Annotated in this window: 26 protein-coding genes; 15 read left to right on the forward strand and 11 right to left on the reverse strand. The window is 71.4% G+C overall.

From position 1 onward, the window contains the following. The first annotated feature begins 216 nt into the window (after window positions 1-216). The 8 genes from M4J07_RS01010 to hypE are packed head-to-tail and all read left to right on the forward strand — an operon-like array spanning window position 217 to window position 7,501. A complete protein-coding gene (locus tag M4J07_RS01010; protein WP_255965940.1) occupies window positions 217-1,344 on the forward strand; it encodes a 4Fe-4S dicluster domain-containing protein in 1,128 nt (375 codons plus the stop codon). Beyond that, on the forward strand, window positions 1,341-1,805 hold the full coding sequence (locus M4J07_RS01015; protein WP_255965941.1) for a Crp/Fnr family transcriptional regulator: 465 nt from the start codon (window positions 1,341-1,343) through the stop codon (window positions 1,803-1,805). Before M4J07_RS01010 ends, M4J07_RS01015 begins: the two co-directional genes overlap by 4 nt. Continuing rightward, on the forward strand, window positions 1,802-2,608 hold the full coding sequence (locus M4J07_RS01020; protein WP_255965944.1) for an FAD/NAD(P)-binding protein: 807 nt from the start codon (window positions 1,802-1,804) through the stop codon (window positions 2,606-2,608). The genes M4J07_RS01015 and M4J07_RS01020 overlap by 4 nt, the downstream gene beginning before the upstream one ends. Before the next feature lie 5 nt (window positions 2,609-2,613). Then, entirely contained in the window at window positions 2,614-3,381 is a 768-nt protein-coding gene (locus M4J07_RS01025; protein ID WP_255965946.1) for an oxidoreductase, read from the forward strand. Further along, window positions 3,378-4,745, forward strand: a complete 1,368-nt coding sequence (locus M4J07_RS01030; RefSeq protein WP_255965948.1) for a Ni/Fe hydrogenase subunit alpha — start codon at window positions 3,378-3,380, stop codon at window positions 4,743-4,745. The genes M4J07_RS01025 and M4J07_RS01030 overlap by 4 nt, the downstream gene beginning before the upstream one ends. Next, window positions 4,717-5,355 (forward strand): CBS domain-containing protein, encoded by a 639-nt coding sequence (locus tag M4J07_RS01035; protein ID WP_255965950.1) that lies wholly within the window; start codon window positions 4,717-4,719, stop codon window positions 5,353-5,355. Before M4J07_RS01030 ends, M4J07_RS01035 begins: the two co-directional genes overlap by 29 nt. Further along, window positions 5,352-6,473: a hydrogenase formation protein HypD gene (gene hypD / locus M4J07_RS01040; protein ID WP_255965953.1), complete on the forward strand. Its 1,122-nt coding sequence runs from the start codon at window positions 5,352-5,354 to the stop codon at window positions 6,471-6,473. The genes M4J07_RS01035 and hypD overlap by 4 nt, the downstream gene beginning before the upstream one ends. Then, window positions 6,470-7,501, forward strand: coding sequence for a hydrogenase expression/formation protein HypE (gene hypE / locus M4J07_RS01045; protein ID WP_255965955.1), 1,032 nt, complete (start codon window positions 6,470-6,472; stop codon window positions 7,499-7,501). The genes hypD and hypE overlap by 4 nt, the downstream gene beginning before the upstream one ends. A gap of 53 nt (window positions 7,502-7,554) precedes the next feature. On the opposite strand, the gene M4J07_RS01050 is transcribed toward hypE, so the two are convergent. Together M4J07_RS01050 and M4J07_RS01055 are read right to left on the reverse strand one after the other, a co-directional pair. Beyond that, entirely contained in the window at window positions 7,555-9,036 is a 1,482-nt protein-coding gene (locus M4J07_RS01050) for a sensor histidine kinase (protein ID WP_374214970.1), read from the reverse strand. Further along, window positions 9,033-9,764: a response regulator transcription factor gene (locus tag M4J07_RS01055; protein ID WP_305127105.1), complete on the reverse strand. Its 732-nt coding sequence runs from the start codon at window positions 9,762-9,764 to the stop codon at window positions 9,033-9,035. The genes M4J07_RS01050 and M4J07_RS01055 overlap by 4 nt, the downstream gene beginning before the upstream one ends. A 128-nt stretch (window positions 9,765-9,892) precedes the next feature. Between M4J07_RS01055 and M4J07_RS01060 the strand changes: the two genes are divergently transcribed. Genes M4J07_RS01060 through M4J07_RS01070 form a run of 3 tightly spaced genes read left to right on the forward strand, consistent with a single transcriptional unit; the run spans window position 9,893 to window position 12,466 of the window. Further along, window positions 9,893-11,263 (forward strand): ferredoxin reductase family protein, encoded by a 1,371-nt coding sequence (locus tag M4J07_RS01060; RefSeq protein ID WP_255965958.1) that lies wholly within the window; start codon window positions 9,893-9,895, stop codon window positions 11,261-11,263. Window positions 11,264-11,271: 8 nt separating this feature from the next. After that, window positions 11,272-11,706 (forward strand): FMN-binding protein, encoded by a 435-nt coding sequence (locus M4J07_RS01065; protein ID WP_255966125.1) that lies wholly within the window; start codon window positions 11,272-11,274, stop codon window positions 11,704-11,706. Beyond that, entirely contained in the window at window positions 11,699-12,466 is a 768-nt protein-coding gene (locus M4J07_RS01070; RefSeq protein WP_255965960.1) for an FAD:protein FMN transferase, read from the forward strand. The genes M4J07_RS01065 and M4J07_RS01070 overlap by 8 nt, the downstream gene beginning before the upstream one ends. Here M4J07_RS01070 and M4J07_RS01075 read toward each other — a convergent pair. From M4J07_RS01075 to M4J07_RS01105, 7 genes are all read right to left on the reverse strand, one after another. Next, window positions 12,448-13,797, reverse strand: coding sequence for an MFS transporter (locus M4J07_RS01075; protein WP_255965962.1), 1,350 nt, complete (start codon window positions 13,795-13,797; stop codon window positions 12,448-12,450). The genes M4J07_RS01070 and M4J07_RS01075 overlap by 19 nt on opposite strands. Before the next feature lie 111 nt (window positions 13,798-13,908). Beyond that, window positions 13,909-14,652: a sulfite exporter TauE/SafE family protein gene (locus tag M4J07_RS01080; protein WP_255965965.1), complete on the reverse strand. Its 744-nt coding sequence runs from the start codon at window positions 14,650-14,652 to the stop codon at window positions 13,909-13,911. Then, a complete protein-coding gene (locus tag M4J07_RS01085; protein WP_255965968.1) occupies window positions 14,649-15,017 on the reverse strand; it encodes a rhodanese-like domain-containing protein in 369 nt (122 codons plus the stop codon). The genes M4J07_RS01080 and M4J07_RS01085 overlap by 4 nt, the downstream gene beginning before the upstream one ends. A gap of 86 nt (window positions 15,018-15,103) precedes the next feature. Beyond that, window positions 15,104-16,462: a rhodanese-like domain-containing protein gene (locus M4J07_RS01090; protein ID WP_255965970.1), complete on the reverse strand. Its 1,359-nt coding sequence runs from the start codon at window positions 16,460-16,462 to the stop codon at window positions 15,104-15,106. Between the two features lie 317 nt (window positions 16,463-16,779). Next, window positions 16,780-16,986 (reverse strand): hypothetical protein, encoded by a 207-nt coding sequence (locus M4J07_RS48400; RefSeq protein WP_374214971.1) that lies wholly within the window; start codon window positions 16,984-16,986, stop codon window positions 16,780-16,782. Beyond that, the gene (locus tag M4J07_RS01100; RefSeq protein ID WP_255965972.1) at window positions 16,983-17,567 is read right to left on the reverse strand and encodes a rhodanese-like domain-containing protein; all 585 of its coding nucleotides are present in this window, start codon (window positions 17,565-17,567) and stop codon (window positions 16,983-16,985) included. Before M4J07_RS01100 ends, M4J07_RS48400 begins: the two co-directional genes overlap by 4 nt. A 112-nt stretch (window positions 17,568-17,679) precedes the next feature. After that, the gene (locus M4J07_RS01105) at window positions 17,680-19,068 is read right to left on the reverse strand and encodes a rhodanese-like domain-containing protein (protein ID WP_255965974.1); all 1,389 of its coding nucleotides are present in this window, start codon (window positions 19,066-19,068) and stop codon (window positions 17,680-17,682) included. A gap of 441 nt (window positions 19,069-19,509) precedes the next feature. Here M4J07_RS01105 and M4J07_RS01110 point away from each other — a divergent pair, with 441 nt between their 5' ends. After that, window positions 19,510-19,773, forward strand: a complete 264-nt coding sequence (locus M4J07_RS01110; protein WP_255965976.1) for a metal-sensitive transcriptional regulator — start codon at window positions 19,510-19,512, stop codon at window positions 19,771-19,773. Window positions 19,774-19,948: 175 nt separating this feature from the next. Here the strand turns inward: M4J07_RS01110 and M4J07_RS01115 are convergent, their stop codons facing one another. After that, complete coding sequence (locus M4J07_RS01115) at window positions 19,949-20,128, reverse strand: DUF6480 family protein (protein WP_255965978.1); 180 nt, start codon at window positions 20,126-20,128, stop codon at window positions 19,949-19,951. A gap of 160 nt (window positions 20,129-20,288) precedes the next feature. On the opposite strand from M4J07_RS01115, the gene M4J07_RS01120 reads away from it, so the two are divergent. Both M4J07_RS01120 and M4J07_RS01125 read left to right on the forward strand, forming a co-directional pair. Then, complete coding sequence (locus M4J07_RS01120) at window positions 20,289-21,167, forward strand: oxygenase MpaB family protein (protein WP_255965981.1); 879 nt, start codon at window positions 20,289-20,291, stop codon at window positions 21,165-21,167. A 52-nt stretch (window positions 21,168-21,219) separates the two neighbouring features. Next, window positions 21,220-21,918 (forward strand): SDR family NAD(P)-dependent oxidoreductase, encoded by a 699-nt coding sequence (locus M4J07_RS01125; RefSeq protein WP_255965983.1) that lies wholly within the window; start codon window positions 21,220-21,222, stop codon window positions 21,916-21,918. Here the strand turns inward: M4J07_RS01125 and M4J07_RS01130 are convergent. Continuing rightward, window positions 21,907-22,491: a lipocalin family protein gene (locus M4J07_RS01130; protein WP_255965985.1), complete on the reverse strand. Its 585-nt coding sequence runs from the start codon at window positions 22,489-22,491 to the stop codon at window positions 21,907-21,909. The genes M4J07_RS01125 and M4J07_RS01130 overlap by 12 nt on opposite strands. Before the next feature lie 428 nt (window positions 22,492-22,919). Here M4J07_RS01130 and M4J07_RS01135 point away from each other — a divergent pair, with 428 nt between their 5' ends. Further along, the gene (locus M4J07_RS01135; RefSeq protein ID WP_255965988.1) at window positions 22,920-23,720 is read left to right on the forward strand and encodes an SDR family NAD(P)-dependent oxidoreductase; all 801 of its coding nucleotides are present in this window, start codon (window positions 22,920-22,922) and stop codon (window positions 23,718-23,720) included. Window positions 23,721-23,731: the final 11 nt, after the last annotated feature.

Consider the following 23,731-nt stretch of genomic DNA (forward strand, 5'->3'; position numbering starts at 1 on the left):
CGGGTTCTCCCCAGCGTGCCGCGGACCCGTGGAACGGGCCAGGAACGTTGTGGCCCGCATATCTGTCCGCCGGACCGGTCGCGAGGGTGCCGGCAGGGCAGCGGGCCCGGCAGGCCCAGGAACTGGGGCCGCCCGGCCCATCCCCGCGACGAGGAGCCCGCGTGACGCTGGATGAGGAGTGAGGAACCGCAGGGTGACGAGCAGGGAGGACGGACCATGCCGGACACCGGACAGACGGCGTTACTCGACCGGGCGGGGCTCGACGCTCTCGTCGCGGCTCTGACGGCCGACGGGCGCACGGTCGTCGGACCGACGGTTAGGGACGGCGCCGTCGTGCTCGCGGAACTCGATGGTGCGGACGCCCTGCCCTGGGGATGGGGAACCGAACTCGAGGCGGGACGCTACCGGTTGGTGCGTCGCGACGACGGTGCGGCCTTCGCGCACACCTCGGGGCCGCAGTCCTGGAAGTCCTTCCTGCACCCGCAGCGCGAGAAGCTGTGGGACGTCGACCGCGATGCGGCCGGCGAACTGACCGTGTGTCCGGCCAGGAACGAACCGCCGTCCTACGCCTTCCTCGGGGTGCGCCCCTGCGACCTGCGGGCCATTGCGATCCAGGACCGTGTCCTGGCCGGCGGACACTTCAGGGACGACGGCTATGCGGAACGCCGGAGCGGAGCCTTCCTCATTGCCGCCGAGTGCACCGAACCGGGGGCGACGTGCTTCTGCGTGTCGATGGGGAGCGGGCCCGCGGCCGAGGCCGGCTTCGATCTCGCCCTCACGGAACTCATCGACACCGGAGGGCATCGCTTCCTGGTCCGGGCCGGCAGCGCGGAGGGCGCGCGGATCCTGGACCGTGTCCCGTCCGAGAAGGGGGACACGACCACGTCCGACGCCGCCCGCTCCGCCGTCGACGCGGCCCGCGACCGGATGGGTCGCGCGATGCCCCCGATGGACCTGCGCGCGCTCCTGGGGGCAAGCCCGGAAGCCGAGCGGTGGGACGATGTGGCCGCCCGCTGCCTGACCTGCGGCAACTGCACCATGGTGTGCCCCACCTGCTTCTGCACCACCACGGAGGAGGTCACCGATCTCACCGGCGACCACGCGGAGCGATGGCAACGCTGGGACTCCTGCTTCGACCTGGACTTCAGCTATCTGCACGGCGGTCCGGTGCGGGCCTCGGCCCGCAGCCGCTACCGGCAGTGGCTCACCCACAAACTCTCCACCTGGCACGACCAGTTCGACTCCACGGGATGCGTCGGCTGTGGCCGCTGCATCACGTGGTGCCCCGTCGGCATCGACATCACCGAAGAGGTCAACGCTCTGGCAGAGGAGGCCCGGTCATGATCGCGACGAGCACGCCCCGCATGGGACAGGCACTGCCCGCCGTCCACCGCGAGCGCCTGATGCCCCTGGCCCGGCATGTGAACTTCTCGTCGGGTACCCGCCTGTTCGAGGAGGGCGGGCATGCCGATCGGTTCTGGATCGTCCGCACCGGGACCGTCGCCCTCGACATGCACGTGCCCGGCCGCCGGCCGGTCGTCATCGAGAACCTCGGCTTCGGTGAACTCGTCGGCTGGTCCTGGATGTTCGCACCGTATGTGTGGCAACTCGGCGCCGAGGCGGCCACCCCTGTGCGGGCCCTCGAGTTCGACGCGGCGACGGTGAGGCAACTGTGCGAGACCGACGCGGTCCTGGGGCAGGAGGTCGGTCTCTGGGTCGGCAAGGTCCTCGCCCACCGGCTGCTGGCTGCCCGCATGCGGCTTCTCGACCTGTACGCGCCGCACGGCAGCGGGCTGCCGCGATGAGTACCGTCCCCGTTCCGTACCGGGTGATCGACCGCTGGGACGAGACGAGGGACACGATCACCCTGCGGCTCGACCCGGTGGGAGAACCGCTGGCTCCCTTCGCGCCCGGCCGGTTCGCGATGGTGTACGCCTTCGGGGTCGGGGAGATCCCGGTGTCGGTGAGCTCGATCCCGACCGACGGCGGCGTGGCCCACACGATCCGTGCGGTCGGTGCCGTCTCGGAAGCCCTGTGCCGTAAGAGGGTCGGCGACGCGGTGGGTCTGCGCGGCCCTTTCGGTACCGGCTGGCAGCTGGAGACGGCACGGGGGCAGGACCTGGTGGTCGTCGCGGGAGGGATCGGCCTGGCCCCGCTGCGGCCGCTGATCCGGCGCGTGGTGGCCGATCCGCGGGCGTACGGCAGGGTCAACGTCCTGGTCGGCGCACGCACCCCGGCCGACCTCGTCTCCCGTGTGGAGATCCGGCGGTGGGCCACCGCCTACACAGGGGTGACCGTCGACCATCCCGGCGCGTACTGGCGGGGCGAGATCGGTCTCGTCACGCGTCTGCTGGACGGGGCGCAGTTCGATCCGGGACAGGCAACGGCGTTCGTGTGCGGTCCCGAGCCGATGATCCGCGCCACCGCCCGCGATCTGGTCCACCGGGGTGTGGCCGCGGACCGTGTCCGCGTCTCCCTGGAGCGGAACATGCGCTGTGCCACCGGACATTGCGGTCACTGTCAGCTCGGCCCCGTGCTGTTGTGCCGGGACGGGCCGGTGATCGGGTTCGACCGGGCCGAGCCGTTGATGAGGACGAGGGAGTTGTGAACGAGATGGCCGCTGTTCCGACGCTCGCCGTGTTCAAGCTGGCCTCCTGCGACGGCTGTCAGCTCACCCTGCTCGACTGCGAGGACGAACTCCTCGCGCTCGCCGGGAGGGTACGGATCGCGCACTTCCTGGAAGCGTCGAGCGCGGTCCAGCCGGGACCGTACGACCTGTCCCTGGTCGAGGGCTCGATCACCACACCGGCCGACGCGGAACGGATCCGCGCCATCCGGTCCGCGTCGAGGCGCCTGGTCACCATCGGCGCCTGTGCCACCGCGGGCGGCATCCAGGCGCTGCGCAACTTCGCCGACGTCGAGGAGTTCCGGCGCACCGTCTACGCCCGGCCCGACTACATCGACACCCTCGCCACCTCCACGCCCGTCTCCGCCCACGTCGATGTCGACTTCGAACTGCGCGGCTGCCCCATCGACCGCCGCCAACTCCTCGAAGTCGTCACCGCGTTCCTCGCGGACCGCAGGCCCGACGTCCCCGACCACAGCGTCTGCTTCGAGTGCAAACGGCGTGGCACGGTCTGCGTCACCGTCGCCCACGGCACCCCCTGTCTGGGCCCGGTCACGCACGCGGGCTGCGGGGCGCTCTGCCCCGCGTACGGGCGGGGCTGCTACGGCTGCTTCGGCCCGTCCGGCTCGGTGAACCTGCCCGCGCTGATCCCGGTGCTGCAGCGGGACGGTCTCGACGACCGGGACACCGAGCGTCTGTTGAGCACCTTCAACGTCGCCGCTTTCGCTGCCCACGACAGGGAGCCCCGCCCGTGACACACCGCGGCACCCGCGTCCTGCACGTCGGCTCACTCGCCCGCGTGGAGGGCGAGGGCGCGCTGCACCTGACGGTCGACGGCGACGACGTCACCGCCGCCCGGCTGCAGATCTACGAGCCGCCGCGCTTCTTCGAGGCGTTCCTGCGCGGCCGCGCCCATACCGAGCCGCCCGACATCACCGCACGGGTCTGCGGCATCTGCCCCGTCGCCTACCAGTTGAGCGCGTGCGCGGCGATCGAGGACGCGTGCGGGGTCCTCGTCCCCGACGGGGTAGGGGAGTTGCGCAGGCTGCTGTACTGCGGTGAGTGGATCGAGAGCCAGACCCTGCACATCTACCTGCTGCACGCCCCGGACTTCCTGGGCCGCGACGGTGCCATCGATCTGGCCCGCACCCACCGCGCCGACGTGGAGCGCGGCCTGCGGCTGAAGCAGGCGGGCAACGCCATCCTCGATCTGCTCGGCGGGCGCGCCGTCCACCCGGTCAACGTCCGCGTCGGTGGCTTCCACCGTGCGCCCGCCAGGGCCGAACTGCAGCCGCTGGCCGAGCGGTTGCGCCGGGCGCTCGACGACGCGTGGGCGACGGTGTGCTGGGTGTCGGGCTTCGACTTCCCCGACGCCGACTGCGACCACGACTTCCTCGCCCTGTCCGAAGCGGGCCGGTACGCCATCGAGACCGGCACGCCCACGGTGCTGCGCCAGGGAGGCGACACGGTGCGGCGGTTCGCACTCGCCGACTTCCCCCGCGAGGTCGTCGAGGTGCAGGTCGCGCACTCCACCGCCCTGCACGCCACACTGGGCGGCCGCCGTCACCTGACCGGATCCCTGGCCCGGTACGCGATCAACCACCGTCTCCTGTCACCGCTCGCCCAGCAGGCCGCACAGGAGGCAGGACTGGATGCCGTGTGCCGCAATCCTTTCCGCAGCATCCTCGTGCGGTCGGTGGAGACCGTGTACGCCGTGGACGAGGCGCTGCGGATCATCGACAGGTACGAACCGCCCGAGCGCGCCCACGTCGACGTGCCGCCGCGCGCGGGCGTCGGGCACGGAGCGACGGAGGCGCCGCGCGGACTGCTCTACCACCGCTACGCGCTGGCCGCCGACGGCACCGTCACCGACGCGCGGCTCGTCCCGCCCACCGCGCAGAACCAGGGCGCCATCGAGGAGGACCTGCGCCGTCTGGCCGGAACGGCCCTCGCCGGGGGGTCGCCCAGCGATGAGGAGTTGACGCGTCTGTGCGAGCGCGGGATCCGCAACCACGACCCGTGCATCTCCTGCTCCACCCACTTCCTCGACCTCACCGTCGACCACGTCGCACCGCCCGGAGGAGGCAGCCGTGAGCGAGAGCCCGCACATCGTCAGTGACGTGATGACCCAGACCGTCGTCGCCGTCGGCCGCGACGCACCGTTCAAGGAGATCGTCGAGGTGATGGACCAGTGGCGGGTGAGTGCGCTGCCCGTACAGGAAGGCGAGGGACGCGTCGTCGGGGTGGTGTCCGAGGCCGATCTGCTGCCCAAGGAGGAGTTCCGCGACCTGGATCCGGACCGGCGCGAGCAGTTGCGCCGTCTGTCCGATCTGGCCAAGGCCGGCGCGGTGTGCGCGGGCGAGCTGATGACGAGTCCTGCCGTGTGCGTACACGCGGACGCCACCCTGGCCGAGGCCGCCAGGATCATGGCCACGCGCAGGGTCAAACGGCTCCCCGTCGTCGATGCCGAGGGCCTTCTCGAAGGCATCGTCAGCCGCTCCGACCTGCTCAAGGTCTTCCTGCGGTCCGACGACGACATCGCCGAGGAGGTGCGCCGCACCGTGGCGTCCTATCTGTTCCCCGGCCAGAACGTGACGGTGACGGTCGCCGAGGGGGTGGTCACCTTCGGCGGCACTTTGAGCAATCGCAATCTGGTGCCCGTGGCAGCGCGTCTCGCACGGGCCGTGGAGGGCGTCGTCGACATCCGCATGGACTTCGCGGCGCCATGAAGTACTTGACGGAGTACCGGGATCCGGTGCTGGCCCGACGCCTGCTCGCCGAGCTGACCGCGACGGCCACCAGGTCCTGGCGGATCATGGAGGTCTGCGGCGGACAGACCCACACCCTTGTCCGCCAGGGCATCGACGAACTGCTGCCCGCCGGGATCCGCATGATCCATGGCCCAGGCTGTCCCGTCTGCGTCACCCCGCTGGAAACCCTTGATCGGGCCATGGCCATCGCGGCCCGCCCCCGCACGGTCCTCGCCAGTTTCGGCGACATGCTCCGCGTCCCCGGCTCCACGACGGACCTGCTGTCGCTGCGGGCCAGGGGCGCCGACGTGCGCGTCGTCTACACCCCGATGGACGCGGTCCGGCTGGCGGCCGAACTCCCGGACAGGGACGTGGTGTTCCTTGCCGTGGGGTTCGAGACAACGGCTCCCGCCAACGCGATGGCGGTGCTGCACGCGGAGCGGCTGGGGCTGACGAACTTCTTCGTCCTGGTCAGTCATGTCCTGGTGCCGCCCGCCATGACCGCTCTGCTCGACGATCCCGACTGTGAGGTCCAGGCGTTCCTCGCGGCCGGGCACGTGTGCACGGTGATGGGCTGGCGCCAGTACGAACCGATCGCCGCCCGCTACCGAGTGCCGATCGTGGTGACCGGGTTCGAACCGCTCGACCTCCTCGAAGGTGTCCTGATGGCGGTACGCCAACTGGAGTCCGGGCGCCACAGCGTCGAGAACCAGTACGCGCGAGCGGTGCGGCGAAGCGGGAACACGGAGGCGCAGGACGCGATCTCCCGCGTCTTCCGCGTCGCCGACCGGGCCTGGCGCGGCATCGGCACGCTTCCCGCCAGCGGCCTCGAACTCGCCGAACCGTACGCCCGGTTCGACGCGGCCGGCCGTTTCGACGTCACCGGCCTGCACCCGGCGGAGGACCCGGAGTGCATCGCGGGCGCCGTCCTCACCGGTGCCGCCCTGCCGACCGACTGCACCGCGTACGGCACCCGGTGTACGCCCCGCACCCCGCTCGGTGCTCCGATGGTCTCGACGGAGGGCACCTGTGCCGCGTTCCACTCCGCAGGCCGCACCCGAAGCGAGACACCTTCGCCCACCAGGAGGACTCCATGACATCGGCCTGCCCCACGCCCCATCACGCACAGGACACGCTCCTCCTCGGTCACGGCGCGGGCGGCCTGCTCACCGCCGAACTCCTGCGTGACGTCGTCCTGCCCGCACTCGGTGCTCCGGCGGACGGCGCCCTGGAGGATGCGGCGCTGCTTCCTGGTGACAGCGAACTGGCGGTCTCCACCGACGCGTTCGTGGTCGACCCGCTGTTCTTCCCCGGGGGCGACATCGGATCGCTCGCCGTGCACGGCACCGTCAACGACCTGGCCATGCGCGGCGCCTTGCCCGTGGCCCTCGCCCTCGCGGTGATAGCCGAGGAGGGTCTCCCGATCACCGACCTGCGCTGTGTGCTGCAGTCCGCGGGCAAGGCCGCCCGTGACATCGGCGTGCCCGTCGTCACCGGCGACAGCAAGGTGGTGGGCCGCGGCGCCGCCGATCGACTCTTCCTCGTCACCACCGGTATCGGCCGCCGCGTTCCCGGCCTCACTCCGTCCGCCGTCCGGGCCGCGCCAGGCGACGCGATCATCCTCTCCGGACCCGTCGGTCTGCACGGCACCACCATCCTCTCGGCCCGCGAAGGCCTCGGCTTCGAGGCCGACATCGCCTCCGACACCCAGCCGCTGCACCGGCTCGTCACCGCGCTCGCCCCCTTGGGCGGGCAGGTGCACGCACTGCGCGACCCCACGCGAGGAGGGCTCGCGGCGGCACTCAACGAGATCGCCCGTGAAGCACACGTCGGCGTCGAGATCGACGAGGCCGTACTGCCCGTGCCGGCGGCCGTCGCCGCGGCGTGCGACCTGCTCGGCCTCGACCCGCTCGTCGTGGCCAACGAGGGCTGCCTCATTGCCTTCGTCGCCCCGCAGGCCACGGACACCGCGCTGGACGCCCTGCGCGCCCTGCCGGAGGGGCACGCGGCTGTCCGGATCGGCACGGCAGGGAAGGCGCCGGAGGGCGTGGTGGCGCGCACTCTGGTCGGCTCGCGACGCATCGTCGACATGCCGCTGGGCGAGCAGCTGCCTCGTATCTGCTGATCCGTGGGGCCAGGCCACCAGGAGAGACGTCATCGCATGCCGTGCGGCGCAGGTCACCCCCTGCTGTCCTGGTTCTCCGCACCGGCACCGTCGGCCAGGCGCACCGTGAAGGTGGTGGCGCCCGGCTCGGTCGTCACGGTCACCGTGCCGCCGTGTGCGGCGGCGACGGCATCGACGATCGAGAGGCCGAGGCCTGTTCCACCGCCGTGCTCGCCGCGCGGACCGTCGCCGTGCACGAAGCGTTCGAAGAGGTTCTCGCGCAGGTCGGCCGGGATGCCGGGGCCATTGTCGGTGACGGTCAGTCGTACTCCGCCGTCACCTGATGCGGTCCGGACGGTGATGTCGGTGCCGGGCGGCGTGTGCAGGCGGGCGTTGGCGAGGAGGTTCGCGAGGAGCTGCTGGAGGCGGTGCGCGTCGCCGCACATCGTGATCGGCTCCTCGGGCAGCTCCAGGGACCAGTGGTGGTCGGGGCCTGCCGCGCGGGCGTCGGTGACGGCGTCCAGGACGAGCCGGGTGAGGTCCACCTGCTCGCGTTCCAGAGGGCGTCCAGCGTCGAGTCGGGCGAGCAGGAGCAGGTCGTCGACCATGGCGCCCATCCGGCTCGACTCGGCGGCGATGCGCTCCAGGGCACGGGTGATGTCCGGCGGGACGGGGCCCGGGTGCAGCAGGGCGAGTTCGGCGTGGCCGCGCACCGAGGCGACGGGGGTGCGCAGTTCGTGGCTGGCGTCGGCGGAGAAGCTGCGCAACCGCTCCTCGCTGCGATGGCGCTGGGTGAGGGCGTTCTCGACGTGGCCCAGCATGCGGTTGAGCGCGTGGGTGACCTGGTCGACCTCTCGGCTGCGCGGAGGGGTGTCGGGAGCGCGCGCGGGCAGCGCCACTTCGCCACTGCCCAGCGGGAGTTCGCTGACCCGGGTCGCGGTGGAGGCGATCCGGCTGAGCGGGCGCAGCGACCGGCGCACCCACAGGGCGCCGGCCACGCCGGCACCGATCAGCACCAGGCCGAGGACGATCGCGGCCACGAGTTCGAGGCGGTGCACGGCGGCCTCGACGGGCTCCAGCGGGAGTCCGGTGAGCAGGACGTCGCCGTCGCGTCCCGGCCAGGCCGCGACGCGGTAGTCGCCGAGCGAGGAGAGTTCGACGCTGTGACCCGTGCCGTCCGGCGGCAGAGCGGCGAGCGCGCGTGCGTCCCTGGTGGACAGATCCACGGTGAGGGCGGTGGTGGAGCTGTCGGCGTGGACCACGGCGGCGTTGGTGACGGCGCCGTCGACGAGGCGGATGCCGAGGGTGCCCGTGGCCTGTCGGCGGGTGTCGCCGTGTTCGTCGCCGTCGTGGTCGTCGTGGGCCGTACGGCTGTGTTCGAGGCTTGCCGCGAACACGCTGCCGGTGTCGGACAGTTGCTGGTCGAGGCGGCCGGTGAGGAATCCACCGAGTTCCAGGACCGCCGTGCCCCCGACGGTGGCGCAGCCGACGGTGAGCAGGACGAGCATCCCCGCGGTGATCCGGGCGCGCAGTGTGCGTAGGCGCGGCCGTCTCACCGGTCCACCGGTTTCAGGACGTATCCGGCACCGCGCACCGTGTGGATCATGGGGGAGCGGCCCGCGTCGATCTTCTTGCGCAGATACGAGATGTACAGCTCCACGACGTGGGCCTGACCGCCGAAGTCGTAGGACCAGACGAGGTCGAGGAGCTGGGTCTTGCTCAGGACGCGGCGCGGGTGGCGCATGAGGCAGCGCAGCAGCTGGAACTCGGTGGGGGAGAGATCGATCGGGGCGCCGCCGCGGGTGACCTCGTAGGCGTCCTCGTCCATCTCCAGGTCGCCGACCACCAGCAGGGACGCAGCCGTCCGTTCCCGTGTCATGCCCGCCCGGCGCAGCAGGCCGCGTACCCGTGCGACGAGCTCGCCGAGGCTGAACGGCTTGGTCACGTAGTCGTCGCCACCTGCGGTGATTCCGGCGATGCGGTCCTCGACGGTGTCCCGGGCGGTGAGGAACAGCACGCACACATGCGGCTGCTCGGCCCGCAGGTCACGCAGGACGGCCAGTCCGTCGCGGTCGGGCAACATGATGTCCAGGACGACGGCGTCGGGCCGGAAGTCGCGGGCTTCGCGCACGGCGGCCCCGGCCGTCGCCGCGGAGCGCACCTCCCAGCCCTCGTAGCGCAGCGCGCCGGTGACGACCTCGGCGAGGTCGGGTTCATCGTCGACGACGAGGACGCGCACAGGCGTGCCGTCGGGGCGGGTCAGGGCCGCGGGGCGTTGGTTCATGGCCCTTCCAGGGTCTCTCGGATGGCTCTGAGTTTCCTATGAAGGCGGCCTCCGGCGCGGGACCTCAGAGCCGGTTCAGAGGTTGCCGCACCACAGTGGGCAGCTCGAACGCGCAGGAGGAGCCGCACATGACCACCACCACGCACGGCCCACCACCGGCGCGGCATCGTACGCCCGCTCCGCGACGGAACCGGTCTCCCGCCGTGCCGTTGCAGGCCGCGGCCTGGGCGGGCGGCCTGGCGGTGCTGGCGCTGTGGTGGGCCGACACCGGATCCGTGGTCGGCGTCGCCGGCTGGCTGACCGGGGCGGGCCGCATCACCGGTCTGGTCTGCGGCTACATGTGCGCTCTGCTGGTCGCCCTGATGGCGCGGGTGCCGTGGCTGGAGAACGGGGTGGGCAGCGACCGCACCGCTCGCTGGCACGCCGCCGCGGGCCGCTGGACGATCGGCCTTCTCGTCGCCCACATCGCGCTCATCACGCTCGGCTACGCGGCGCAGGCGCGAGTGGGCCCGCTGCCCGAGCTGAGCACGATCGTGTTCGACCTCCCGGAGATGCTCAAGGGCGCGGCGGGGGCCGCGGCGCTGCTCGCCGTGGGCTACACCTCGGTTCGCGCGGTACGGCGCCGCATGCGCTACGAAACCTGGTACTACCTGCACCTGTTCACCTACGCCGCGGTGTTCCTCGCCTTCTCCCACCAGGTGGCGCTCGGCGCCGACTTCGTGGCCGGAACCACCGCCCGCACGGCGTGGTACGTGCTCTACGTCTCGGTTGCCTGCCTGGTCCTCTGGTTCCGGGTGCTGATGCCCGTGCGGCTCAATCTGCGACACCGACTGCGCGTCGAAGCCGTCGTGCGGGAAGCGCCGGACGTCCACTCGGTGTGGATCCGAGGGCGACGCCTGGGCGAACTCGGCGCCGAGCCGGGGCAGTTCCTGCGCTGGCGGTTCCTGTCCCCGGGCATGTGGTACGCCTCGCACCCCTACTCCCTCTCCGCGGTGCCGAGGGGCGACCTGCTGCGCGTCACGGTCAAGTCACTCGGGGACCACAGCGGTGCCGTCGCCACCTTGCCGGGCGGCACGCGGGTGTGGGCGGAGGGCCCGTACGGGGCCCTGACCGCCGGACGGCGCCGGCGGGGCAAGGTGCTCCTCGTCGCGGGCGGTGCCGGAATCACCCCACTGCGCACGCTGTTCGAGACGCTGCCCGCCGCGCCCGGCAATCTCACTCTGCTCTACCGGGCACGTACCGCCGAGGAGTTGGCGCTGCGCGGCGAACTGGAGTCGATCGCGGGCAGCCGCGGGGCGCGGCTGCTGTATGCGCTCAACGGTCCGGACCACACGCGTGCCCCGTTCACGGCGGACCGGCTACGGACGCTGCTGCCCGACATCGCCCGGCACGACGTGTACCTGTGCGGGCCACCCGGCATGGCGGACGCCGCGTACGACGCCCTGCGCGCGGCAGGCGTCCCAGCCACGCGCATCCACCACGAATCCTTCGAACTGTGAGCCCCGCCATGCGCGCCCACTCCGTCCGCCGCACCGTACTGACCTGCGTGGCGACCGTGACCGTGACGGTCCTCGCCCTGTCCCTCAAACCGCACCACGTGACCCATGCCGTACCGGCCCCGTCCACGTCAGCGGCGACGGGCGGCACCGGCAGCAGCTCCTCCGGTACGCGCACGATCACCGGCTCCACTGTGCAGACCCGCTACGGGCCCGTCCAGGTCGAGGTCACCCTCGACGGATCCAGGATCACGGCCGCACGCGCCGTACGAGCGCCTGACGGCGACCCGCGCAGCCGGCAGATCAACGCATCGGCGATACCGGTCCTCGTCCAGGAGACCCTGGACGCCCAGAGCGCCCACGTCGACACCGTCTCCGGAGCCACCTACACCAGCGAGGGCTACACCAACTCCCTCCAGAGCGCCCTGGACCAAGCGCATGGCTGACCCCACAGCACTCCACCGGGTCGTCCACACCATGGGCACGGTCTTCTCGCTCACCGTGCGCGACGCGCCAACCCCTCGCCTGCGCAGTGCACTTGATGACGTCGAGAACCTGCTGCACCACGTCGACGCGGTCTTCTCCCCGTTCCGTTCGGACAGCGCCGTCTGCCGGATCCGGCGGGGCGAACCAGTGCCGCACCGGTGGGACGGCGAGGTGCAGGAGGTGCTGACGATGTGCACCGACGCCGAGAACCGCACCGGAGGCTGGTTCTCGTCCCGGCACTCCGGGGCCTTCGATCCCTCCGGTCTCGTCAAGGGATGGGCGGTGGAACGCGCGGCCCGGCTGCTGCGGGCCGCGGGCGCCGGACACCTCTGCCTCAATGGCGGCGGAGACGTCCAACTGCACGGCGGACCCTGGCGTGTGGGCATCAGTCATCCGCTGGCGCCGGGCCTGCTCGCCGCCCGCGTCGAGTCCGCCGCGGGCCCGCTCGCCGTCGCCACGTCGGGCCCGGCCGAGCGCGGCTGTCACATCGTCGACCCGCACACGGGCGAACCCCCGCGCCACGGGCTTGCCTCCCTCACCGTGGTGTCCACCTCCCTCACCGAGGCGGATGTCGCCGCGACATCCGCGTATGCCATGGGAGGTGACGCTCGCGCCTGGTTGGAGGAGCTGCCGGGTGTCACGGCCTTCGCGGTCGAGATGGACGGTTCGACTTGGATGACGGGTCACGCCGCTGGCAGCTGTCAGGTGCAACGCCGATGAGTCCGTGCAGCGTACGAGGTTGCGATGTCGACGCGGGGTTCGCCGGCGGACGCGACGACTGCCTCGGTGATGGTGCGGTCGGTGATCCAGCGGGCGGCGAGGAGGCCCGAGGTGGCGGTGAGCGCGGCGGCGGCGATGACGGTGGCGTTGAGTCCGAGCGTGTCGGCGAGGAGGCCCGCGACGAGGGCGCCTCCTGCGTAGCCGATGTCGCGCCAGAAGCGGTAGGTGCCGAGGGCGTTGATGCGCCAGGTGGGGTGGGCGTGGTCGGAGACGGAGGCGATGAGGGCGGGGTAGACCATGGCGGTGCCGAGGCCGAGGGCGACGGCCGACAGGATGCCCGCGAGCAGGGGTTCGTCCAGGAGGGCGAGGGCGAGGACGAAGCCGGCGGCCTGGACGAGCATGCCGGTGACGATCAGGGGTTTGCGGCCGATGCGGTCGGCCAGGTGGCCGGTGGGTATCTGACCGATGCCCCACAGGATGGGGTAGAGGCCCTTGATGAGCCCGACGGCGGCCAGCCCGAGGCCGTGGTCGGTGAAGAGCAGGGGGAAGACACCCCAGGTGAGTCCGTCGTTGAGGTTGTTGACGAGGCCGGCCTGGCTGGCGCCGCGCAGTGAGCGGTCCCGCCAGGAGGTGCGGGCGAACGTCGCCGCCAGGCCGGGCTTTTCACCGGTGGGCAGGGGCTTGGGGTGCTGGGCGAGTTCGAGGGCGACGTGGTCGGCGGTGTCCCGGACGGCGAGGGACAGGGCGAGGCCGGCGGCGACGAAGACGACGCCGAGCAGTTCCGGGACGGGGCGCAGGCCGTAGCCGGTGGCGAGGTAGCCGGTGAGCAGGGCGGTGATGCCGACTGCGGTGTAGCCGGCGGCTTCGTTGAGTCCGGTGGCGAGTCCTCGTCGGGCGGGGCCGACCAGGTCGATCTTCATGTTGACGGTCATCGACCAGGCCAGACCCTGGTTGAGGCCGAGCAGGACGTTCGCGGCGACGATCCAGAGCCAGGACGGTGCCCAGGCGAGCATGAAGGGGACGGGGACGCCGATCAGCCAGCCCGTGAGGAGGAGTTGCCTGCGGCGGAAGCGGGCCGTCAGGGCTCCGGCGGCGAGGTTGGTGAGGGCCTTGGTGGCTCCGAAGGCGATGATGAACGAGAAGACCGCCAGGTCGCTGGTCAGGCCGAAGACGTCGGTGCCGATGAGCGGCACGGTGGTGCGTTCCAGGCCCACCAGGCCGCCGACGGCGATGTTGACGACGACGAGGAGAGTGAACTGGAGCCAGTTCTCCCGCAGTCCGAGGCGCACGGCGGTTTCGGCGGGCCGTGTGGTGTGGGCGTTCGTGGCCATGCGTGGGTGTCCTTGAACGGTGCGGGTGTGGCTGCGGTGCGGTGGGGCCTGGTCCGGCCTGCTCGGGGCCGGACCAGGACGGTGCCCGTGGCGGCGGACCCCTGGAGGGGGTCAGACGAACGCGTCGACGAGCATCAGGCCGGCGACCGCGAGGAGCACGTAGGCGAAGATCCGCCGGAGGGTGTCGCCGGTGAGTCGTTGTGCGTGGCGTTTGCCGTCCCAGGCTCCGAGGATCGCGGCGGCGGTGAACGGCGCGATGACGGCCCAGTCCAGGTCCACGGCGGTTCCGGCGCGGGCGCCGAGAGCGGCCAGCGAGTTGATGGTGATGACGAGGAGACTGGTGCCGACCGCCCTGCGCATGGGCAGGCGTAGCACGCGGACCAGGGCGGGGACGGCGAGGAAGCCGCCGCCCACGCCCAACAGCCCGGTGATCGCGCCGAGTCCCGCTCCGGCGGCGCCCGCCTTGACGGTGCGCACCTCGCCGACGGCCGGGGTGCGTGCGGGCCGCAGCATGCCCATGGCGGCGACCGAGGCGACCGCCGCGAAGGCGACGGTCAGCGCCGCCTGCGGCAGGTGACCGGCGCCCGCCCCGGTGAGCATGGCGGGGCCGACCCCGGCCGCGGCGAACAGCAGGCCGGTCCGCCAGGCCACGTTGCCGTCCCGGGCGTGCCCGGCGAGCGCGGTCACGGACGTCACGGTGACGATGATCAGGCTGGCGGTGATCGCCTCCGCCGGGCTCAGACCGAGCAGGTAGGTCAGGGCGGGGACGGCCAGGACACTGCCGCCACCGCCGAGTCCACCGAGGGCAAGTCCGACGACGGCGCCGGCGACGAGCGCCAGGATCAGGGCGCTCACGCCACCGAGCCGTTGTTCCCGCGGGTGTCGACGACCGGGTGCCCGGCCGCCGCCCATGCCTTCATGCCGCCCTTGACGTCCACCGCGTCCAGGCCGCGCGCGGAGAGAAGTTCGGCGGCTTTCTGCGAGCGGTTGCCGCTGCGACAGATCACTATCAGAGGCCGTCCTTGGGCGGCCTGCGGCAGGGCGGAGTTCGCGACCAGGCCGGACAGGGGTGCGTACACGGCGCCGGGCGCGTGCCCGGCGTTCCACTCACCCCGCTCGCGTACGTCGAGCAGGACGGCTGGGGCGTCGTCGCCCTGGGTACGCCGGTGGGCGTCTTCCACGGTGACGCGCTGTGTGGTGTTCCGGGAGAACAGGGACATCACAGAACCTTTCGATGAAGCGGAGTTACTGACGAGGGGCACGTCGGCTGGGTGGGCCGCGGTGCCGTGCCGCCGGGGTGGACCGGTCAGTCGGTGACGACGGTCAGACCGGTGGCGGTGGCGGCGTCGAACCCGTCGTCGACGGCCACCACGTCACGGCCGGCAGCGTCGAGCAGGGAGGCCGCGATCCCGGCGCGCAGGCCGCCGGCGCAGTGCACCCACACGGTGCCGGCGGGCACTTCGCCGAGGCGCTTGTGCAACTCGTGGATCGGTATGTGGACGGAGCCCTCGATGTGTCCGGCGGCCCGCTCGGAGTCGCGTCGCACGTCGAGCACGACGGTCCGGGCGGTGTCCCGTCCGGCGAGCCCGGCGAAGGTGGAGCGCGGGAAGGACGCGAGCTCGGCGCCCGCGGGCACCCAGGCGCGCGGGGCGCCGGTCGCCGCGGCGGCGGGCCGGTCGATGCCGACCCGGACCAGCTCGCGCTGCGCCGCGGCCAGCTGCTCCGGTGACTCGGCGAGCAGGGTCACCGGCTTGCCCCACGGGATCATCCAGGCGAGGTAGGTGGCGATCTTGCCGTCCGCATCGAAGTTGAACGACCCGGCGACGTGTCCCTCGGCGAAGGCGACCCGGTTGCGCAGGTCGACGACCCACTCGCCGGCCGCCAGCCGGGCGGCGATCTCGGCGGCGTCCGCGACGGCCGGGGGCGTCAGGTCCACCGGGGCGGGGCCGGAGGCGTTGACCGGGCCCATGTGCGCGTAGTAGGCGGGGACGTCCTCCAGCCCGGCCAGGAGCTCGGCGACGAAGGTGTCTACATCGGTGGTGAGCGCCGTATTGGCGGTCTTCTCCTGGCCGATGGTGGTGTTGTCCCCCTCGGCCTGGGCGGAGGAGCAGAAGCTGCCGAAGCCGTGCGTGGGCAGGACGGCCGTCTCGTCGGGCAGTTCGGCCGCCAGCCGGTGGGCGGAGGCGTGCTGGGCGCGGGCCAGCTGCTCGGTGAGGCGGGGTTCGACCAGATCGGGGCGGCCCACCGTGCCGATGAGCAGCGAACCGCCGGTGAACGCGGCCACCGGCGTGCCCTGCTCGGCGAGCACGTAAGCGGTGTGGTGCGGGGTGTGCCCGGGGGTGGCCACCGCTCGTAGTTCGAGGCCTTCCTCGACCGTGATCGTGTCGCCTTCGGACACCGGGGTGCGGGCGAACGACACGTGGGCCCCGGCGGGTACCAGGTAGAGGGCGCCGGTGATCCGGGCGAGCTCCAGACCGCCGGTGACGTAGTCGTTGTGGATGTGGGTCTCCACCACGTGGGTGATCCGTACACCGCGTCGGGCGGCCGCCGCCAGCACCTGGTCGATGTCGCGCGGCGGGTCCACGGCCACGGCCGCCCGCTCGCCGCCGGCGAGGTAGTGGCGGTTGCCGAGTCCCTCGAGCTCGATGGTGTCGACGAAGAACACGTGCTTGCTCCTTTCCTGGAAAATTACCCCCGGGGGTATCTGTACATCACGGTAACAGCAATACCCCCAGGGGTATTGCTGTCCAGGTGTGTGACGACTCGCACCAACGCCGGTCTCACCCGTGCAGGACCGCCGGCGGACTACCGGCGGGCGGGTCGGGCGAGCGCACCGCGCCGCGGGCAGCAGTGCCCCGTGACGCACATCCGCCGTGCGCCACAGCCGCCCGCAGGCTCACGCCAGGGAGATGACTCCCGCGAGCTGGCCCTGGGCGCGGCGCAGCCGGTTGAGGACTGCGCTCACCGCCTCTTCCCGTACCTTCACCGGGCTTTCTCCTTCGTGCGTGATGACGTGTGGCGTGCGCCCCCCGCGAAGTGCGTCAGGGGTGCACGCTCACCGATCATGCTGACCGAGCCGAAGATCAGCCCGGTGTGCCAGCGGACCCGATGGGCGCTTGCGTGCGGGATCAGGCCGACGAGGCTGGTGACGCCGACGACGAACAGGGCGGCGAGGACGAGGGTGATCACGACCGGTCCCGCAGGGAGGCGACGACCGTGCGGATGTCGGTGCGCGGACCCCGGTTGTAGGGCAGCTTGGAGAGCATCATGCCCATCGCGCAGGTGTTGCTGAGCGCGGCGAACGTCAGCCCGGCGCCGATCGCGGTGCCGATCAGGTGCACGCCGGGGACGAAGAAGCCCACGACACCGGTGACCAGCACGACCGAGCCGGCGATCAGACGGACCTGACGCTCCAGCTCCCAGCGCTGCGGGCCACGGTTGACCGGCAAGCCGGCCGCCTCCCAGGCCATCATGCCGCCGTCCAGGACACGCAGGTTCGGCAGGCCCACCTCGGCGAGCGCCTGCTCGGCCTGCGAGGCGCGGGCACCGGAGCGACAGATCAGCACGACGTCCTCGTCGAGGTGCCGGCGCAGCTCCGCTCGGTGCTCACGCAGGGTGTCCAGCGGCACGTTGTAGGCGCCGGGGATGTGGCTGGTCTGGAACTCGCCCGGGGTACGCACGTCCAGCAGGCGAGGGGTGTTTCCGTTGTCGATCAGGTGCTGGAGGGCGGTGGGGGTGAAGGAGGCGGTGCGGGCGGTGTCGGTCGTCATGAGAACTCCTGGGAGGGAAGGCGAGGAAAGCGGAAGGCGAGGAAGAGGGGGAAGGGGACTGGTGCGGCCGGTGCACCCGCGCGGGCGCACCGGCAGGTCGTGACGTGCCGGGTCAGACGGCGGTGGGGGTGGTGAGCAGAGCCCAGGCGGCCCAGCCGCCGAGGACGTCGGAGACGTCCTCGAAGCCTTCGTGCCGCAGCAGGCTGGCGGCGATGGAGGAGCGGTGACCGCCCGCGCAATGCAGGACCAGCGGCCGGTCGCGCGGGATCTCGTCCAGCCGGTGCGGCAGCTCGCCGAGGCTGATGTGCAGGGCGCCGTCGATGAACCCGTTCTCGCCGCGTTCGCCGCAGTTGCGGACGTCGACGACGACCGGCGGGTTGGCGCCGTCCAGCTCGGTGCGGAGCTGGGCCGCGGTCAGGCGGCTGGCCGGGGTGACCTCGTCGGCCATCGACTCCAGTGCTTCGTCGGAGGAGGCCAGGTAGCCGGCTGTGCGGTCGAAGCCGATCCGGGCGAGCCGGGTGACGATCTCCACCTCGCGGTCCTCCGGCGCGATGACCAGCACCTGGGCGCCCAGCGGCAGCACCGTGCCGGCCTGCTCGGCGAACCGGCCGTCGGCCGGAACGTTGACCGCGCCGCGCAGGTGGCCCGCGGCGAACTCCTGCGGGTCACGGGCGTCGACCACCACCGCGCCCGCCTCCCGCAGTGCGGCGAAGTCCGCAACGCTCAGCGCCCGGGGCGCGTTCTGCGGATCGAACAGCTCCCGCTGCCTGCGGTTGAGGTCCGCGTCGTAGGCGAAGTAACCCGGAGCCGTGGACTGACCGGCGGTGACGATGGTGACGAAGTCCTCACGGCTCATCGGGGCGCACGCGTAGTTGGTGGCGCGCTGCTCACCGATCGTGGACTGACGCTCGGTGGAGAGGTTCTTGCCGCAGGACGAACCGGCGCCGTGGGCGGGGAAGACCCGCACGTCGTCGGGCAGCCCCATCAGCTTGTTCTGCACGCTGTCGTGGAGCATCGCGCCGAGCTCGTCCGCGGTGACCCCGACCGAGGCCAGCAGGTCGGGGCGGCCCACGTCACCGATGAACAGCGCATCGCCGGTCAGCACGCCGTACGGCACGGCATCGTCGGCGTGCTCGTACACCAGCACGCTGATCGACTCCGGGGTGTGACCCGGCGTTTCCATGATCCTCAGAGTGACGTCGCCGAGGCTGATCGTGTCCCCGTCGGCCAGCTTCCGAATCGCGTACTCGGTCTCCGCGCGCCGCCCGTAGCCGATCCACGCGCCGGTACGGTCGGCCATCTCCAGGTGTCCGGCGACGAAGTCCGCGTGGAAGTGGGTGTTGATGACACCGACCACGGTGAGCCCGCGGGCTTCGGCGTCCGCGAGGTACTCGGACACGTCCCGGCGGGGGTCGACGACCACGGCCCGGCCGGTGGTCTCGTCGGCGATCATGTACGACGCCTGCGACAGGCATTCGAGGTAGTACTGCGAGAAGAACACGGAAACCTCCGTAAAGCGTTGGACGGTATACCCCAGGGGGTATTGCCGAGGCCGCGAGACACCCCTCTGGAAGGTGGGGTGCGGGCGGTGGTTGCGGGGAGTTGGAGCGATCGGAGTCGACGCCTCCGGCGCCGCCACGAACTGGGCTGGGGCTCCGCCCCGCCGCGACGTCCGCCGCGGCAGGAGCTGCTCCAATACCCCCTGGGGTATTACACGGACGACGGTAAGTGGCTCCCGTCGCCGCTGTCAAATACCCCCTGGGGTATTTACGGGAGCGTCGGGCGGGTCGACGGCAGGGCGTCCCGGTCGAGGGTCACCTACCGCACGGCACTCGGGTCCCCTCCCGTCCGGTAATCACCGGGCCGCGGCGGCGTGACGGCCGGGATTTATACCCCGTGGGGTATTCTGGGTCTTCTTGTCCAGGAGTGGAGGAGGGTTTCGATGCAGGTGGACGAAGAATCGATGCAGCCCGTCCTGAACCGTCTGCGGCGGGCGCAAGGCCAGTTGACCGCCGTGATCACGATGATCGAGGCGGGCCGTGACTGCAAGGACGTCGTGACGCAACTCGCGGCGGTCTCCCGGGCGCTGGACAGGGCCGGCTTCAAGATCGTGGCCAGCGGAATGCGGCAGTGCCTTGCCGGAGACTCCGACACCCCGCCCATGTCGCAGGAAGAACTGGAAAAGCTCTTCCTCGCCCTCGCCTGACCCCGGTCCACCACCGCGGCAGGGCCGGGGCGTGGTTCAGCGGTGGCTTCACCCACGTCGGGTCGTCAACGCGAAGGCGGCATGGGCTGGCTCTTTGCCGCGCGCCGCAGGGCACTTCGAGCACCGGCCGAACCTGCCGTGACGACCCCGACAGCCCGAAGCCGGGGCACCGAGGTCACAGGCCCCAGATGCGTGCCACGAAGAAGGCGGCGACGAGTACCGAACCAGCCACGATCAGCCACAACCACCAGGAGGGATGTTCCCAGACCCCACCGTCGGCCCGCTGCTGGTGTGCCTCGGCCGTAGAGCCCTCCACGGGCGGTGTCTCCGTGGGCGGGATGAGTGAATCGGTCATGCTTCAACGGTCCTCCTCCTCCAGGGCACCCGCATGTCGAGGAGAAAGAGTCGGGTCACCGCAACCGACAACCGGGAATCTGCCGAACACCTGGTGTCCGGGTCGCGCGCGACCTCGGTTCTCGCGCCGCCGCCAGATGAGCCGACACAGGAGTGCCACGATGGGGGACCGTGCGTCGCGTGTACGGGAGCCGTTGGAGCCGCTGCGCCAACGGGCGGGAAGGATGCTGTTCGCCCGCGTCGCCGGTCCCGACGGCCCCCGCAACCGCGCGCTGATCCACGAAACGCCCGGCCCCAGATGGTTCCCGTGCGACAGCCCTGTCCGCGCAGTTCACGCCGACAGCGCCATGTTCATCGGCGGCCTGTCAGCGCTGCTGCTGCAGACCCTGCATCCCGCTGCCATGGCGGCCGTCGCCACGCACTCCGGATTCCGCGGCGACCCGTGGGGACGCCTGCACCGGACGAGCACCTTCCTGGCCACCACGACCTTCGGACCTGCCGAGACCGCCCAGTCGGCCTGCGACCGAGTGAACGCGGTGCACGAACGCATCCGAGGGGTGACGGACCGCGGTGCCGCCTACCGCGCATCCGACCCACATCTGGTGGAGTGGATCCACATCGCCGAAGTGGATTCCTTCCTGCGAGCGCACCAGCGTTTCGCCTCCCGGCGGCTGACGGTGCGGGAATGCGACGAGTACGTGCGTCAGATGGCGCGCATCGCCCGGGCGCTCGGTGTGCCCACGCCTCCTGAGTCGACCGGCGACCTCCGCGCCCGTCTTGCCGCCTACCGCCCCGAACTGCGCGCCACGCCGGAGGCGCTGGAAACCGCGCGCTACCTCCTGCTGAGACCACCGCTGCCCGCCCCTGCCCTGCCGCTGTACGCCGCTCTGGCCTCCAACGCGGTCGCCCTGCTGCCCCGTTGGGCGACAGCGGAACTTCGCCTCCCGCGCTGGGAGCCCGCCGAGCGATGGGCGGTCCAACCGGCCGGCCGCCTCACCACGGCTCTCATCCGATGGGCGATGCACGATCCCGCCGGCTAGCCGGCGGGATCGACCGGACTCGATACGCACGACGCGCGGAAGGGCGTCCGAGATGGAAGTCGACGGAGCACGCATTCTCCTGCCCGGGGCCACCGGAGAAGTCGGCAGAGCGCTGGCGCACCGGCTGTACGGCGGCGGTGCGACCTTGCACCTTGCCGGCCGGGACGAAGCAGAACTGCGGGCGCTCCAGGGCCGACTTCCAGGAACCGGCGTGAGCGGCTTCGATGCCTACGACCTTGACGCCTGCGCCGCTCTGACACGCGGGGCAGCCCAGCGGATGGGCGGCCTCGACGCGGTGGTGAGCTGCATCGGAGTTCCAGCCTTCGGCGCCGCGGACACCATCAGCGAGGCCGTCGCCGAACACCTGATGACCGTCAACGCGCTCGCCCCCATGGCCTTTCTGCGCGCCGCACTTCCGCTGGTGACAGCCGGCGGGGTCCTCGCGGCCGTCACGGGCGTGGTCGCTGGGAATCCGCCTCCGAAGATGGCCGACTACGCTGCCGCGAAAGCCGCCCTCGCCGCCTGGCTGCAAGCGGTGCGAAAGGAGCAGCGGCGGCATGTCGCCGTGGTCGATCTCTGCCTGCCGCATCTCGACACCGGCTTCGCCGGCCGCGCGGTCGCGGGGCAGCCGCCCAAGCTGCCCCGCGGTCTCACGGTCCCGGCGGCGGTGGATCTGATCATGAATGAGCTCACGGGTCCGGAAACCGTTGCGCGGGCGAGCGGCCGGGCTCGCCGGGAGTCAGCAGAATGATCCGGTGGGCACGGTCGCGGCGTCCTGCCGGGTGACGAGGAAGTCGCACGCGTCGAGCCCGGCCGCGTCGATGGAGGCGAGGATCGCGGGCCGCAGCCCGGCCGGCAGCTCCGGAGTGCGGGACAGCACGAAGCCGGACCTGCGGTCGCTGTCCGTGATCACGGCCCAGCGGTAGTCGGGGTCGAGGCCGGTCACGATGTAGTTGGCATCGTCGCTGTGGCGATACGAGCCGCCGGTCTTCACGAAGCTGACGTTCAGTCGGCCGCCGGAACTGTCAAGGGCCTTGGCTTCTCCGGTCACGCCACTGGTGTTGCCCAGCCACGTCGTGCAGCTGTTGCGGACGCCGACGGTCCCCGGCGCTGTGAGCGTGTAGACCGCGTGCACGTTCTTGGCGCACTGAATCTCAAAGAGCCGCGGAACGGCGGCGATCTGGTACCAGGTTCCCTGATAGCGACTGACGTCGACCTGGCCGACAGGCGGGGGCGGCTGCGGGGCCGCATGGGCGGCCGGGGCGGCGAGCGCGATGCCGAGCAGGGCAGCGGGCAGGGCGGTGGCGTATCGGGAGAGCGGCACGAATGTCCCTTCGTGGAGTGCTGGCAGGTGATGGCTGCTGGTCGTTCCGACGGGCGTGAGCCTCGCTGCCGGCCGGACCCGCAAGCGCACCGTTCGGCACCCTTTCCGCGCCCAGCACCGGTTCGGATTCAGTGCACCGCAGCGGCCATCCAGAAAGCGCCCCGGCCGCGAGCAGCCGGATATGTGTCTCGCTGCGCGCACATGTTGCCCTGTGCGACGGATGCAGTCGACACACCTGAAGCCAGGAAGGCGCAAACCCATGAACATGCGGTTGCACGGCAGACGGGGCCTCGTCACCGGTTCGAGCGCACCTCCGCACAGCGGGAATCACGCCTACCCCTTTGAGAAGTCTACCGGTGTATACTTGACTGCATCGGCACACTCCCCGGACGCCGAGGCGCGGGGAGCCAAAGAGAAAGACACAGAACATGAACCTCAATCTGACCGGAAAGCGCGCGCTCATCACCGGTGCGAGTCTCGGACTCGGTGAAGCCACCTCGAAGCTGCTGGCGGCCGAGGGCGCTACCGTCGTGATCCACGGACGCGACAAGGAGCGCACCGAGCGGGTCGCGCAGGAGATCCGCGAGGCCGGCGGCAGCGCCACCACGGTCCTCGGTGATCTGGCCGACGACGCAAGCGCCGCCGAGGTCGCCCGTGCCGCCCTCGACGGCGGTCCGGTCGACATTCTGGTCAACAACGCCGGCTTCTACCGGCACTTGTCCTGGACCGAAGCCACCCCCGACGAGTGGCGCAACACCTACAACGTCAACGTCGTCTCCGGCGTGCGAATGATCCAGCACCTCGTCCCGGCGATGCGCGAGCGCGGCTGGGGCCGGGTCATCACCATCGGCGGAGGCCTCGCCTCCCAGCCGATGAACACCCACCCTCAATACAACGCCACTCTGGCCGCCCGCCACAACCTGGCCGTCTCCCTGGCCCGTGACCTGAAGGGCACCGGCGTCACCTCCAACATCGTCTCCCCGGGCGCTATCCTGGTCGAGGCCACGAAGGAACTCGTCACCCACATCGGACCGGACCGCGGCTGGGGCGAGACCTGGGAAGAGATCCGACCCAACGCCGTCGAGGCCCTGATCCCCAACGACCAGGAGCGTTTCGGCGAGCCGGACGAGATCGCCGCGGCCGTCGCCTACCTGTGCAGCGACTACGCCCAGTACGTCAGCGGCGCCACCATCCGCGTCGACGGCGGCCTCATCCGTTCCGCGTTCTGAGCAAACTGCGA

Origin of the sequence: Streptomyces longispororuber, assembly GCF_024448165.1 — a bacterium.
Lineage (GTDB): Bacteria > Actinomycetota > Actinomycetes > Streptomycetales > Streptomycetaceae > Streptomyces > Streptomyces longispororuber_A.